At 66.4% G+C, this 14,075-nt stretch carries 13 protein-coding genes; 1 reads left to right on the forward strand and 12 read right to left on the reverse strand.

Going from position 1 to position 14,075, the window contains the following annotated elements; all coding sequences use genetic code 11:
* Nucleotides 1-6 precede the first annotated feature (6 nt).
* Both budA and ACYVF5_RS01305 read right to left on the reverse strand, forming a co-directional pair.
* Nucleotides 7-732: an acetolactate decarboxylase gene (gene budA, locus ACYVF5_RS01300; protein ID WP_460942512.1), complete on the reverse strand. Its 726-nt coding sequence runs from the start codon at nucleotides 730-732 to the stop codon at nucleotides 7-9.
* 60 nt (nucleotides 733-792) lie between these two features.
* On the reverse strand, nucleotides 793-1,230 hold the full coding sequence (locus ACYVF5_RS01305; protein ID WP_460942514.1) for a heavy-metal-associated domain-containing protein: 438 nt from the start codon (nucleotides 1,228-1,230) through the stop codon (nucleotides 793-795).
* A gap of 200 nt (nucleotides 1,231-1,430) precedes the next feature.
* On the opposite strand from ACYVF5_RS01305, the gene ACYVF5_RS01310 reads away from it, so the two are divergent.
* Nucleotides 1,431-2,618 carry a M23 family metallopeptidase gene (locus ACYVF5_RS01310; protein ID WP_460942516.1) on the forward strand — a complete coding sequence of 396 codons (1,188 nt, stop codon included), beginning with the start codon at nucleotides 1,431-1,433 and terminating at the stop codon, nucleotides 2,616-2,618.
* Between the two features lie 30 nt (nucleotides 2,619-2,648).
* Here the strand turns inward: ACYVF5_RS01310 and ACYVF5_RS01315 are convergent, their stop codons facing one another.
* The 10 genes from ACYVF5_RS01315 to ACYVF5_RS01360 all read right to left on the reverse strand — a co-directional run bounded on the left by ACYVF5_RS01315 (nucleotide 2,649) and on the right by ACYVF5_RS01360 (nucleotide 13,998).
* Nucleotides 2,649-3,950, reverse strand: coding sequence for a coiled-coil domain-containing protein (locus ACYVF5_RS01315; RefSeq protein ID WP_460942518.1), 1,302 nt, complete (start codon nucleotides 3,948-3,950; stop codon nucleotides 2,649-2,651).
* A 50-nt stretch (nucleotides 3,951-4,000) separates the two neighbouring features.
* On the reverse strand, nucleotides 4,001-4,735 hold the full coding sequence (locus tag ACYVF5_RS01320; protein WP_460942520.1) for an HAD hydrolase-like protein: 735 nt from the start codon (nucleotides 4,733-4,735) through the stop codon (nucleotides 4,001-4,003).
* A gap of 106 nt (nucleotides 4,736-4,841) precedes the next feature.
* On the reverse strand, nucleotides 4,842-5,537 hold the full coding sequence (nucS, locus tag ACYVF5_RS01325; protein WP_460942522.1) for an endonuclease NucS: 696 nt from the start codon (nucleotides 5,535-5,537) through the stop codon (nucleotides 4,842-4,844).
* Nucleotides 5,538-5,620: 83 nt separating this feature from the next.
* Nucleotides 5,621-6,856, reverse strand: a complete 1,236-nt coding sequence (locus ACYVF5_RS01330; protein WP_460942524.1) for an MFS transporter — start codon at nucleotides 6,854-6,856, stop codon at nucleotides 5,621-5,623.
* 48 nt (nucleotides 6,857-6,904) lie between these two features.
* Nucleotides 6,905-9,205, reverse strand: coding sequence for an FdhF/YdeP family oxidoreductase (locus ACYVF5_RS01335; RefSeq protein ID WP_460942526.1), 2,301 nt, complete (start codon nucleotides 9,203-9,205; stop codon nucleotides 6,905-6,907).
* Nucleotides 9,206-9,210: 5 nt separating this feature from the next.
* Nucleotides 9,211-10,074: a formate dehydrogenase accessory sulfurtransferase FdhD gene (fdhD, locus tag ACYVF5_RS01340; RefSeq protein WP_460942528.1), complete on the reverse strand. Its 864-nt coding sequence runs from the start codon at nucleotides 10,072-10,074 to the stop codon at nucleotides 9,211-9,213.
* Nucleotides 10,075-10,172: 98 nt separating this feature from the next.
* A complete protein-coding gene (locus ACYVF5_RS01345) occupies nucleotides 10,173-10,796 on the reverse strand; it encodes a response regulator (RefSeq protein WP_460942530.1) in 624 nt (207 codons plus the stop codon).
* Complete coding sequence (locus ACYVF5_RS01350) at nucleotides 10,793-12,085, reverse strand: sensor histidine kinase (protein WP_460942532.1); 1,293 nt, start codon at nucleotides 12,083-12,085, stop codon at nucleotides 10,793-10,795. Before ACYVF5_RS01350 ends, ACYVF5_RS01345 begins: the two co-directional genes overlap by 4 nt.
* Before the next feature lie 67 nt (nucleotides 12,086-12,152).
* Complete coding sequence (locus tag ACYVF5_RS01355; RefSeq protein ID WP_460942534.1) at nucleotides 12,153-13,091, reverse strand: ABC transporter permease; 939 nt, start codon at nucleotides 13,089-13,091, stop codon at nucleotides 12,153-12,155.
* On the reverse strand, nucleotides 13,084-13,998 hold the full coding sequence (locus ACYVF5_RS01360; RefSeq protein ID WP_460942536.1) for an ABC transporter ATP-binding protein: 915 nt from the start codon (nucleotides 13,996-13,998) through the stop codon (nucleotides 13,084-13,086). The genes ACYVF5_RS01355 and ACYVF5_RS01360 overlap by 8 nt, the downstream gene beginning before the upstream one ends.
* Nucleotides 13,999-14,075 lie beyond the last annotated feature (77 nt).

Consider the following 14,075-nt stretch of genomic DNA (forward strand, 5'->3'; position numbering starts at 1 on the left):
GTGCGCTCAGCGATGGTTCTCGGTTTCATCCACCTGGGCAGAGAGGTCGTCGGGCGACAGGTCCGCGTGCTGGAAGGCATCCGTCACCGGCAGTCGCAGGTGAAGGTCGGTGCCGATGCACAGCTCGACGACCGCGTCGTCACCGGTGACGAAGTCGAGCACGTGCCCGCCGCTGCTCTTCGCCTCGTCGATGAAGTGCACGTGCCCGCCTGGAACGCCGATTCCCCGCTGATAGAGAGGGGTGCGGAACCCGGCGACGGTTCCACGGATGTTCTCGAAGCGCCTGCTCGGTTCTCCGCGCGTCACCTCGCGCATCGGCCGGTATGGCCGCTCCTGCCTGGCGACGGTGCGGGTGGTGATCCAGTCGAAGGCGCCGGTGATGCGTATCGCATAGAGAAAGTTCAGCGACGGCTCGAGGTCCTCGATGAAAGCGACGACGTCGGCACGCGACGCATGAGAGGGCAGCGCCGTCGTGATGGCCGGAGCGAACGTTGTGGCGATGGCGAACGGCGTTCGCCATCCGGGGTCCGCGATCCGTGCGCTGCCGTCCTGTGTCAGCTGGTAGCAGACAGAATCGAGGATGAGCATCTCGCCGTCGAGCTGATTGAACGTGCCCAGGCCGAAGTCACCGTGCTCGAGAAGCTCGTGGATCGTCAGCTCACCGTCGTAGACACCGTCGAGCAGGGCGCTCAGCAGGCTCGTCTGAAAGACCTCTCGGCGTTCGTATGCCACTCTGCGATCTTCTCACGGATGCCGTGTTGTGGCGGTGAGAGCGGGCAAACCGGCTGCTGTTCAGGCGTGCAGCGCGTAACCCGCGTCGTCGAGCGCCTCGCGCACAGCGGCCTGGGCGAGAGGCGCCTCTGACGTCACGCGCACGGTCGACGTGCCGCCGGCGACGAGCTCCGCCGTGACCGAGCGGACGCCGGGCAGGGATTCGAGGGCTTCTGAGACGTGTCGCACGCAGTTGCCGCAGGTCATTCCGTCAACTGCATACTCGGCAGAGAAGGCAGCATCATGAACGGCGCTCGGCGCGCTCGGCGCGCTCGCCCTCGACGGATCCGGTCTGCTGCCGGCGGTCATGTCGGACTGCGAGGCGCCGTGTCCGTGCCCGTGGTCGCAGGCACAGGCGCCCGCCTGCCCTCCGCACCCACAGGCCGCGCGCCCTGCTGGTCCGTTGAGGTTGCCGGTGAGGTCTGCCAGCGAGGGGCCTGCCGTGGTGTTCTGGTTCATTCCGCTCATCCTCCGATGATACCCCCAGAGGGTATTGGTGAGTCCATACCCGCCGCAGATCGCGACCCGAGGCTGCGAATTTCCGCAGATCACCGTTATCCGGTTGTTATCGTGTCTCTGAACCGTTAACCTCGTTGAGTCCCTGTGTATCGCGACCCGACGATCGCGCGGTACATCAGTTTTGCCCTGGAGGATAGAGCTTGGCCCACGACGAGATGCCCGAATCGCTTCGCGCGACCCCGGCCGTCAGCGGACCCTCGACCGACACAGACACCAACGCGGCAGACGCCGGCACAGGAGCGGGCGAAAGCCTTCCGACTCGTCGCAGTCTGCGTGAGGCCGCTCGGGCCGCGGCCGCCGTGAGCAATGGCGCGCCGCGGAGCGACAGCGCCCAGCAGAGACCGGCTCAGGCCCGGGGAACGGCGCAGCGGATGTCACCGGCCGTCGACGACCCGACGGTCGACGCGGCATCTGCGGACGTCACGTCGCCCGCGCCGCAGTCGGCGTCGTCTCGTTCCGAGCACCCGTCACGGGCATCCGAGCGCAAAGCGGCCAGAAGCGCACATTCGAACGCCGCCACACCTGAGACCGACGCCGCGACGGCTCCTGCCCGACGCCGCGGCACGTGGCGTTCCTGGAGACCGACGATGATCGTCGGTCTCGTTGTTCCCGCGCTGTTCGGAACGCTCGCCCTTCCGGCGTATGCCGCTCCGAGCGCCAGTTATACAGTGGATGCCAACGCCACGATCCTCGCTGACACGCAGTCGCTCGTCGTGAGTGAAGACGTCGTCGCGGCCGCCGTCGACCGCGAGGGTTACACGGCTACGACGACCGAAGAGCTCGCGGCCGCGAAAGCGGCCGAAGCCGCGAAGAAGATCGCCGAGTCGCGTGCGTCGTCCACAGCAGGGGCGACCGGAGAATACACAGGCAACCCGAACGACCCTGAGCTGCAAGAGTTCCTCGCATCCGTTCCCGGCACGTGGTATCGACCCCTCGATGTGCCGATCTCATCTGGCTACGGGCCTCGGGCCATCGTCTGCAACGGAGCCGGGTGCTCGTCGCCGTTCCACTACGGAATCGATTTTCCGACCGCGTGCGGCACACCGATCATCGCTGTCGCGCCCGGTCGTGTCACCTTCGTCGGCTCGGGCGGGGCCTTCGGCAACCAGGTGATCGTCGACCACGGCAACGGCGTGGAGTCGGTCTACGGCCACCTCAACGGGAGCTACCCCGTTGAGGTCGGGCAGCTGATCGAGGGCGGATCACACGTCGCCAACGTCGGTGCGACGGGTGTCGTCACCGCCTGCCACCTCGACCTGAAGATCCGTGTGAACGGCGAGCACACGAACCCTGAGACCTATCTGCGTGCACGGGGCGTGGCGATCTAGCCGTTCTCCCCAGATGGATGCCCGCGAAGCCTATGCCCGCTTGAGCGGTGCGGTCCGCGGCCCGGCGTCATACAGCGCGAGGGCTTCGGCGTCTTGAGCGATGCGCGATGCGCGCCTGGCCGTGTCGAGAGCCGTCACGGGGTCATCTGCCGCCTCGGCCAGGTCGAGCTGGCGACGCGACTCGGTGAGCCTGGTGCGAGCATCCGCGCCGACTCGCGACCTGTTGGCCTCGATCAGCTGCTCGGCTGCCTGGATGTGGCTGCGCGCCGTGAACAGTGCTCCCCGAAGGGCGGCGCGGGCGTTGTCGATGCGCTGCTGCTGGTTGCGCGCGCCGGCGACGGCTGCGTCGAGTCGATCCGCTGCAGCCCGAAGGGTGTCGATGTGCGCGAGCGGGTTTGTGCGTTCCGAGGATGAGAGACCGGCTCGACCGCTGACGTGGGTCAGGGCTGCTGCCACCGCCTCGATGGACTCGGCGATCTGTGCGCCTGCCTGCGGGATCTCGGCGGAATCACGCATCACCCTCGCCTCTGCCACCTCGAGCCTCACCTCGGCGATCATGGCCCCGAGTTCATCCTGAGCGGCGTCGAGATTCTCCGCCGCCTGGTCGAGCTCGTCGAGCCTGTGCCTCGCCTCGAGCAGGTGGGTGGTCGCACGTTGCAGCCCGTCGGATGCCGCGGCGTGCGCGGCCAGCGCATTCTCGACGTCGAGAATGGCCTCGTCGGCCCGCTCGAGCTCGGCAGAGGCAGCCGACGTCGCGCCGGTCACCTGGGCATAGGCTGCGGCGGCATAGCTCGACCGCAGCCTCTCGAGGGTCTCGATGGCGCCGGCGACCCGTGCCCTGGTCGCCTCGACGGCCGCCTTCAGCTCTGCAACGCGTTCCGGTGCGGTGCGCTCCAGGGCCCGTCGCTCGTCGAGGCGGCGACTCTGGCCCTGGATGCCGTCGGTAACGTGCGCGCACAGCTCGAGGATGCTGGTGTTCCACCGCCTGTGCTGCGTCGGTGTGTCCGGGATCTCGTCGTGCAGCTGCTGGCGCAGCCGAAAGGCCTTGCGCAGCGTGTCACGCCCCCGTGCAACGGCGTCGGCGAGGTCGTGGGCGGCGCGATCACCGAACTGGGCGCGGGCGAACTCCACCTCGAGCTCGGCGTTGCGAAGGGCGTCGTCCGCGCGAACGAGTGCGATGCCCGCGCGCTGGTCGAGCTCATCGGGGCGCTCTGCGCCGGAGCCGAGCGCGCCACGGCGGCGAAGCATCCTCACCGTCTTGACGGCGATGACCACCACCACAACGGTGCCGCCGAACACAACGAGCGATGGTACCCACCAGAGTTCAGCCATGATGCTCGAGTGTATGAGCGTTGGCTGCGAGCTCGCTTAGGGCTTGTGTGCTACCCCAGCAGCAGCTTGCACAGCTGATCGGTGGAGTGCACTACGGCCACGGCGTTCTCGGCCTCTGCCGGTGAACCGTAGCCCCACTCGACCATGATCGTGGGGATGCCGTGCACGGCTGCGCCCTCGACATCGTGGTGCCGATCGCCCACGAGCACCACCCGCGACAGGTCGATTCCTTGTTCGCGCAGGCGCCGAAGACCCTCTTCGATCACGTCGGCCTTCTCGCTCCTGGTCTCGTCTTCAGACGCCCCGGCGACGACTGTGAAGTAGTCGTGCAGGTCGAAGTGCTTCAGAACCTCGGTCACCTGGGACTCTGGCTTGCTGCTCGTGATCGCGAGCGGGATGCCCGCCGCATGCACCTGCCGGATGACGCCGGCCATACCCGGATTGACGGCTGCTCCCGCCCACGCGCCCTCTTGCGCCGAGATCTCGCGGTACAGGCCGAGGGCATCCAGTGCCTCCTGAGGGGTCATTCCGGCACGAGTCTCAAATGACTCGAGCATGGGCGGTCCGACCCATGCGAGCAGGGAGTCCTCTGCGGGCGCAGGGCGTCCGAGGCGATCGAAGGTGCGCTGGATGCGTGTGATGATGCCCGGCGCCGAATCGGTGATCGTGCCGTCGAGGTCGAAAAGGATGCATGACCAGGTGCGGTTGATCGAGGGGGCCTGCCCTGTGGCCGGCTCTGAGGTCGGCTCTGAGGCCGGTGTGATGTCGAGAGATTGAGTGGACATAGGTTCTCCATAGTAGAGACTGTGCGCGAGAAGCGCATCGTGGCGCAAGCGATGTCGGCCGGGTTGCCGCACGCACAGCCGGGTGTCGGCCTGAGAGCGGGTGGGCTCAGAACAGTCGGGCGAGCCCGTCGTCGAGGCCCCGCATGGAATCGTAGTCCAAGACGACGCACCTGATGCCCCTGTCCTCTGCAAGCGTACGAGCCTGCGGCTTGATCTCCTGCGCGGCGAACACTCCGCTGACAGGCGCGAGGTGGGGGTCCCTGTTCATCAGCTCGAGGTACCTGGTCAGCTGCTCGACGCCGTCGATGTCTCCGCGTCGCTTCAGTTCGACGGCGACAGACGCGCCAGAGGCATCCCTCGCCAGGATGTCGACGGGGCCGATCGCCGTCATGTACTCCCGACGCACGAGAGTGTGCCCGTCGCCGAGAATGTCGATCTGCTCGGCCAGAAGCTTCTGCAGGTGCGCCTCGACGCCGTCTTTCTGCAGGCCGGGATCGATGCCGAGTTCGTGAGAGGAATCGTGCAGCACCTCGAAGATGCTGACGATCAGCTGGTCTGCCGTTTTGGTGTGTGTCACCTTCCACACCTCGATCACGCCCGCCTCTGCCTGGGCGTCGTCCGGCTCGACCGTGCTGAGCGTGCAGGGCGGGCTCATCCAGTTGAGCGGCTTGTAGCTTCCGCCGTCCGAGTGCACGAGCAGGCTGCCGTCGTTCTTGAGCAGCAGCAGCCTGGTGGCACGCGGAAGATGCGCAGACAGCCGTCCGGCATAGTCAACTGAACAGTTCGCAATCACCAAACGCACTCATCGAGGGTAACCCAGTCGAGGGCGCACGGTTGCACTCACAAGCGCAGCGGCGCGAAGTGGCATCGGCCGAGAGGCGAGTGTCAGCCGGCACGACCGGATCGCGAGCGGGTCGCCGGCGACGCGAGCCCTGAGAGCGCAACCAGCCCGAGAACCACGAACAGCGCGTTGAGCAGCCCGATCTGATCTCCGATCAGTCCGATCATCGGCGGGCCGACCAAAAAGGCGCAGTACCCGATCATGGCGACGGCACTCACCCGAGCGGCGGGGTTGTGGCTGTCATCGGCGGCGGCCGACATGCCGACGGGGAACCCGAGTGACGCTCCCAGTCCCCACAACACGGTGCCGGCGAACATCATCCAATCCCAGGGGGCCAGGATGAACATCAGCAACCCGACCACCGCAGACACGGCCGAAGCCTGCAGAACGACGACCCGGCCGAGACGGTCGATGATCGGACCGCCGATCAGACGGCCGACGGTCATCGCGGCGGTGAAGACTCCGAAGACCACGGCACCCATGGCGTTGCTCAGGCCGTGGCCGTCGACGGCGGCCAGAGCCAGCCAGTCGTTCGCGCTGCCCTCGGCGAACGCCATGCCGAGCATCACGACGCCGATCAGAATGAGCCGTATGTCCGCCCACACCTTCAGGTTGTCGATCAAGCGCTGCTTCCAATCGGGGCGTTCGTGGATCGTCGAGGTGTCTCCGAGCCCTTCACGGATCGGCACGTAACGCACGGCGATCACAACGGCTATCGCGACGAGCACGGCGATCGCAAGCGAATGCCAGAAGACGCTCACTCCCACGGCGGATGCCAGCGCGCCGAGCCCGGCGCCGGTCATCGTTCCGAAGCTGAAGAAGGCGTGCATCAGCGGCATCACCGTCTTGCGCAGCTCTCCCTCGGCGGCAGCCGCCTCGACGTTCATGATGACGTCGACCGATCCGTTGCCGAACCCGAAGAGAGCGAGGCCGAGGCCGACGATCACAGGCGACGGCACAAGAGCCGAGCCGACGCCGATGAGCAGCAGCCCGATCGCCACGAGACCGAGCGTTATGATCATGCCTCGCCTGGCACCGAGCCTGGCGAGCAGCGGGGCCGAGACCATCAGTCCGATGATCGACCCGGCGGCCATGCAGAAGATCAGCACCCCGACGGCGGACGTGGACAACTCGAGGCTGTCGCGGATGGCAGGCAGGCGCGCCACCCAGGTGGAGATGCTGAGGCCGCTCAGGGCGAAGATGACGAAAAGGGCGTTGCGCCAGGCGACGAGTTGTCGGTGAGGGCGAACGGCAGGCAGGGATGAAGAGTTCTTGGACATCACGATCAGACTGGGAAGACGTATGCGGCGAGACCCTCGCCGCTCCTCTCAGCCTAACGAGTCGGTGTGACGCTCGAATCGCACGGTCATCGCCTTGTATCCCGGTGTGTTCGACTCGCGTGCAACCAGCTCGCGGTGCACAAGCGCGTTCGCCTCTGGAAAGTATGCTGCGGCGCATCCACGCGGTGTCGAATACGCGACGAGCCTGAACCGGTCAGCGCGGCGCTCGGTGCCCTGGAAGACGCTGATGACGTCGACCAGATCTCGGTCGTCGAACCCGAGATCCGTCAGGTCGTCGGGGTGCACGAGGATCACCCGACGGCCGTCCGAGATGCCGCGATAACGGTCATCCACCCCGTATGAGGTGGTGTTGTACTGATCGTGGCTGCGGATCGTCTGCAGGATGAGGTGGCCCTCTGGCGGCACCAGATACTCGAGGGGGCTCACGGTGAACCGGCCCCGACCGATGTCTGTTGTGAAGCTGCGGGTGTCGCGTGGCGGATTCGGCAGCACGAATCCGTTCCGCTGGCGGAGTCTCTTGTTGAAGTCGTCGAAGCCCGGCACGACGCGCGAGATGTGATCCCGGATCACGTCGTAGTCTTCTGCCATCGTCTGCCAGTCGACGGGATGATCGGCACCGAGCGTTGCCACGGCCATCCGTGCGATGATCACCGGCTCGGCGAGCAGGTGATCGGACACGGGCGTGAGCCTGCCGCGCGTGGAGTGCACAACCGACATCGAGTCCTCGACCGAGAGGATCTGCGGGCCGGTCGGATGCTTGTCGTCGGTGTCGGTGCGGCCGAGCGTCGGCAGGATCAGTGACGTCTGCCCGTGCACTACGTGCGAGCGATTCGGTTTGGTCGAGATGTGCACGGTGAGCCCCGTGCGTTTCAAACCGCCCTCGATCGCCGCGGTGTCTGAGGTGGCCTGCGAGAAGTTACCCCCGAGCGACACGAAGACATCGACGTCGCCGTTCTCGAATGCCTCGACGGAGTCGACGGAGTCGTAGCCGTGCACGCGTGGAGACTGGATGCCGAACTCGGCGTCGAGCCGGCCGAGGAATGCCTCAGCCGGTTTCTCCCACACCCCCATGGTGCGGTCGCCCTGCACGTTCGAGTGCCCGCGCACGGGGCAGGCGCCTGCCCCGGGCTTGCCGAAGTTGCCCTGCAGCAGAAGCAGGTTGATGATCTCTTTGAGCGTGTTCACGGAATGCGGCTGCTGGGTCAGGCCGAGCGCCCAGCAGACGATGGTGGCCTTCGACGCCACCATCATGTCTGCGACGGTGCTGATCTCGTCGCGGGTCAGTCCCGTCGCCCGGAAGGTCTCATCCCAGTCGATGACCCGGCGGGCTTCGCGGTACTCGTCGAACCCGTCGGCCTGGCTCTCGATGAATGCGTGGTCGACGACGGTGCCCGGATTCTTGTCTTCCGCCTCGAGCAGCAGATGGCCGAGCGCCTGGAACAGCGCGAGGTCGCCGCCGACCTTGATCTGCATGAACTCGTCTGCGAGAGTCGTGCCTTTGCCCACAACCCCCGAAACCGTCTGGGGGTCTTTGAAGGCGAGCAGACCGGCCTCTGGCAGCGGATTGACCGCGACGATCTTGCCGCCGCGCTCCTTGCATTCCTGCAATGCCGAGAGCATCCGTGGATGGTTGGTTCCCGGGTTCTGCCCGACGACGAAGATCAGCTGGGCGTCGTGGATGTCTTCGAGAGAGACGGTTCCCTTGCCGATGCCGATCGTCGCGTTCAGCGCAGACCCGGACGACTCGTGGCACATGTTCGAGCAGTCGGGCAGGTTGTTCGTGCCGATCGATCGTGCGAACAACTGGTAGAGGAACGCTGTCTCGTTCGCCGTGCGGCCAGAGGTGTAGAACACACAGCGATCGGGCGTCGTCGCCCTGATCCTCTCGCCGATGAGGTCGAACGCCTCACCCCAGCTGATCGGGGAATAGTGAGTGTCGCCGGGTCGGATCACCACGGGCTCGGTGATGCGGCCCTGGTTGCCGAGCCAGTACTCGGTCTTGTTCTCGAGGTCGGCGATCGAGTGTTCCGCCCAGAACGCCGGAGTCACGGTGCGCAGCGTGTTCTCTTCGGCGATGGCCTTTGCGCCGTTCTCACAGAATTCGGCGGGGCTGCGGCGCCCGTCTGGCTCGGGCCACGCGCATCCGGGACAGTCGAACCCACCACGCTGGTTGACGCGCAGCATCGATCGCACGGTGCGGCTGACGCCGGCCTGGGCGATTCCGCGCTCGAGGGCGACCCTGACCGCCGTCACTCCGGCCGCCTCGGTCTTGGGCTTCTTGACGACGAGGTCGTCTTCGTTGATGTCGTTGACTGGTGCGTGAGACATGGAACCTATCCTGCGACTGAGGCCGGCACCTGGGTGGAGATCCGCCCGGGATTGGCATAGACGTTGATGCTTGTGCCGCGGCTGAAGCCCGCGAGTGTGAGACCGACGGACTCGGCCAGCTGCACGGCGAGTGATGAGGGCGCGCTCACCGCGGTCATGATCGGGATGCCGGCGAGGTGACACTTCTGAACCAGCTCGAACGACGCCCGGCCAGAGACCTGCAGAACGGTGTCGCGGAGCGGCAGCCGGCCCTCGCGCAACGCCCAGCCCACCACCTTGTCCACCGCGTTGTGTCGGCCGACGTCTTCGCGCAGGCAGAGCAGGTTTCCCTCGAGATCGAACAGGCCGGCGGCGTGGACGCCGCCGGTTCGGTCGAAGATGTCCTGGTGATCCCTGAGACGGTCCGGCAGGGTGAGCAGCAGGTCGAGGGAGATGACGGCGTCGTCTGCAGGGAGCGCATCGTCTGCGGTGAAGTGCGAGCTCTTCTGCACGGCCTCGATCGAGGTGGTGCCGCAGATGCCGCACGAACTCGACGTGTAGACGTGTCTCTCCATCGACGTGTCTGGCGGCACAGCCCCGAAGCCGACTGTCGCGTCGATCACGTTGTAGGTCTGTTCGCCGGCCTCGTCGCGCCCGGCGCAATGCCGCATGGCGACGAGCTGCGGCGTCTGCCAGACGATTCCCTCTGAGACGAGAAAGCCGGCGACGAGGTCGAAGTCGTGGCCCGGTGTGCGCATCGTGACGCTGAAAGTGCGCCCGGCGACGCGAACCTCAAGCGGTTCTTCGACGGCCAGAACGTCTTCGCGGTTGCGCGGCTGCTCACCGTGCTGAAGTCTGACGATTCGGCGTCTGCGTGCAGTCCTCACCATGACCCCTCCAATGCGGCTTCCGGCCCAGCATATCCCGTGCTCAGGCCTCTGACGACGCCGGCTCCACTGGGCGGAACCGCTTACAGCACCCCGAGTGCTCACAGCAGGCCGAGTTCTATGGCCCTCGTCGCAGCACGGGTGCGATCAGAGACACCGAGCTTCTCGAACACGTGGATGAGATGCGTTTTGACAGTGGCCTCGCCGATGAAGAGGGCTCTCGCGATCTCGGGATTGCTGCTCCCGGCTGCGACGAGGCGCAGCACGTCCAGTTCTCTCGACGTCAGCGAAGGAACAGAGGCGTTCGCGCGCATCCTGTCGACCAGCCTGGCGGCGATGGCCGGTGCAAGAACGGTCTGCCCGCCCACGACGGAGCGCACCCCCGCCACGATCTCTTCGTGCGGAGCGGCCTTGAGCAGGTAGCCGCTCGCGCCCGCTTCGATGGCGCCGAGAATGTGGTCGTCCGTCTCGTAGGTGGTGAGAATCAGCACACGGATGCCTGGGAGCTCGTTGATGATGCGCGCCGTGGCCGCTGTGCCGTCGAGCTGCGGCATCCGCAGGTCCATCAGAACGAGGTCTGGCCGGTGCTCATGGGCGAGCTCGATGGCCTCTGTGCCCGTCGTCGCCTCTGCGACCACCGTGATGTCGTCTGCGAGCGCAAACAGCCCGACGATCCCAGAGCGCACGATCGGGTGGTCGTCGGCGACGATGACACGGATGTTCATGCGTTCACTCCGTTGTCGGGGGACTTTTCGCTGTGCTCGGGATTCGCGCCGCTCGATTCGGCTCGCGATGCCGAACGTTCTGCGGCCGGGCTCTGCAGCGCGTGCGGCGGGGGAGCCGACGAAGGATCGAGCGGGATCGCCACGGTGAGTTCGGTGCCGGTCGCGCCGGCGGACGGCGATCGAACAGAGAGGGTCCCGCCCACGAGCGAGACGCGGTCGCGCATGCCGGTCAGACCGAATCCGCCCCCGTCGCCCAGACGGTAGCCGCCCAGGCCACGGCCGTCATCGCGCACCCGCAGCTGAACGGATGCCTCTGTGCGTGAGACCGAGAGGGCGAGCGTCTGTGCGTCTGCGTGCTTGCGCACATTGGCGAGACCCTCCTGCGCGCACCGGAGCAGCACGACCTCGAGTTCGCGGGGAATCGCATCCGGGGTTGCCACCACGCTCACCCGCACCCCGGTTTCGCGTTCGAAGCGCTCGCCGAGTCGTGCGAGGGCGTCAGAGAGGGGAGTCGTGCCACCCGGCAAAGCCGAGTTCGAGGCGACGAGAGCGCGAGCCTCTGTGAGGGCTTCGCGCGCGGTGGTCTCGATCAGTTCGAGTGAACGGTGGTCGACCGACTGGCCAAGTGATGCCCGCTGTGCGAGCATCACAACGCTCGTCAGGTTCTGTGCAATCGTGTCGTGGATCTCACGCGCCAGACGTTCGCGCTCGGCGGTCGCACCGGCATCCCTGTGGAGCAGCTCGAGCTCACCCTGGGCCTGCTGCAGAGTGTCGAGAAGCCGCTGTCGCTCTTCGCCCCACTCCGCGATGCTGGTGATCCACAACCCGAGAGCGACGCTGAACGCCAGTGAAACCCCCTCGATGACGAGGCCCTGCACCACCACCTCTGGATCCGCGCCCAGCGAGACGATGTAGCCGATGCAGAACACGACAGAGGCGCCGACACATGCGGCGATGGCACGGCGCACAGACGCGGACGTCACCCAGATGAAGGGAAAGACGACCACCTGCATGGTGAGCATGTTCGGCTCGAGTGCGGCACCGATGCCGCCGATCACGATGAACGCCGTCTGCACGACGATCGTGTGACCGGCCGAGGCCCCGGTCTCGCCGCCGATGGTGTCGGGAATCAGGCGTCGGCCGAAGACGTAGTAGACCACGCAGAAGATGCCGATCGCGCCGATGGCACCCCACTGGGTTGTGCCGAACCCGGAATTGACCAGGATGACACCGGTGACGACGAGCGACGCTGCGGCGACAGCGACGTTCCACGCGGTGCGAATGTTCACGCGTCTACCTTCTCACCCGCCGTGCGCCTCTGGTGCTCGCCTCGGCCCGCCCGCTCGGTCCGCCCCCTCAGCTGTCCTTGCGGATCCATCTGAAGCTCATGCGGCAGAGGACGACGCCGAGGACGCACCAGACGCCGAGCACGATGGCCACCAGACCGGGCTCCCAGCCGCCGCTCGGCTCCATGGCCGCGAAGTGTTCGGGAAGGAAGACCGATCGCATCCCCTGAGCGATCCACTTGAGGGGGAACACGCTCGCCACGTTCTGCAGCCACTCCGGAAGCATGGTGAACGTGAGGTAGACCCCCGAGATGAACTGCAGAACGAGAACGATCGGGATCACCACCGCCGTTGCGGTCTTGCCGCTGCGCGGCAGGGCCGAGAGCGCGATGCCCAGAACGGCGCTCGTGATGATGCCGAGCAGGTAGATCCAGGCGAAGTCGAGCCACCTCTGCGGCTCGGTCGGCAGGGCGACGCCGAACGCGATCCGGGCCACGAGCAGAAGCAGCACCATCTGCAGCACAGACGTCACGAGCACCTGGCCCATCTTGCCGATGAAGTAGCTCAGCACGGGCAGGGGAGAACCGCCGAGGCGTTTGAGCGTGCCGTCGCCCTTCTCGGTGGCGATGTCGACAGCGAGGTTCTGCATGCCAGAGAGCAGGATGCCGGCCGCCACCATGCCCGGCAGAAAATACGCCGCCTGGGTGATGCCGCCCGTGCCGTCCGGCAGTGCGCCGACGTCACCCGTGCTGCTGAAGGCCGTGGAGAAGATCGCGAGCATCACGACCGGGAACAGGAAGGTGAAGAACACCTGGTCCCCGGCGCGAAAGTACAGTCGCGTCTCGTAGGCGACCCGCGTGAGGCCCAGGCGGATGCCGCGGCCGTGCGGCAGCGGGGGAACCGCGCCAGCCGTGCCGGGGGAATCGGCGTGGGACGAGGATGTTTTCGCCGCTTTCGTCCTATCCTCGCGCTGGTTTCCTTGTGCCGGTGTGATGACGTGTTCAGACATGACTCGGTTCTCCTTCGGATGAGGCTGCGGATGTCGAGATGCCGGTGACGGCGTCGGCGGACTGTGCTTTCTCGACGAGCCCGAGATAGATGTCTTCGAGACTGGGGCGGATGACTTCGAGGTCCCGAGGCTCACCGAGGTCGCGTGCGAGTTCGGTGACCACCCGCGCGGGCTCGTGGGTGCGCCTCCGCTGCACCGCTCCGCTGCCGTCACGCCACCGCACGACAGGCACGCGGGCATCCGCACCACCGATCTCGTCGACGGTGCCGATATCGACAAGAGTGCCGCCGGCGATCACCGCGACGCGGTCGCTCAGCACGGCCGCCTCATCGAGGTAGTGGGTGGTGAGCAGGATCGATGTGCCCTCTTCTTTGAGCGAGAGGATCAGCTGCCAGAACTGTCGTCGTGCCTCTGGGTCGAATCCCGTTGTCGGCTCGTCGAGGAACAACAGCTGGGGTCTGCCGATGATGCCGAGCGCCACGTCGACCCGTCGGCGCTGCCCGCCGCTCAATGTGGCGATTCGCGTCGTCGCCTTCTCGGTGAGCCCGACCGACTCGATGACCTCGTCGACGTCGCGCGGGTGCGGGTAATAGCGTGCGAACTGCGCGAGCTGCTCGCGCACAGTGACGTTGCCGGCCTCAGCGCTCGTCTGCAGCACGATGCCGAGTTGGGCCTTCCAGGCCAGGCCGCCGCGCTGGGGGTCGACGCCGAGCACACGCACGTCACCACCCGATCGATTGCGATAGCCCTCGAGGATCTCGATCGTCGTGGACTTGCCCGCGCCGTTCGGGCCGAGAAGGGCGAAGGTCTCGCCACGGCGGATCTCGAAGCCGACATCGCTGACAGCTGTGGTGTTGCCGTATTTCTTGTAGAGGCGCTGCACCTCGACAACGGGCTGAGTAGTCATATAACGATCGTGGTGTGCGATGGTGCCCGCGCGTCAGGTATGACCGATGGATCTCTGCATCAACCGGTCGGTGGATG

The sequence above is a fragment of the Okibacterium endophyticum genome (assembly GCF_054780075.1).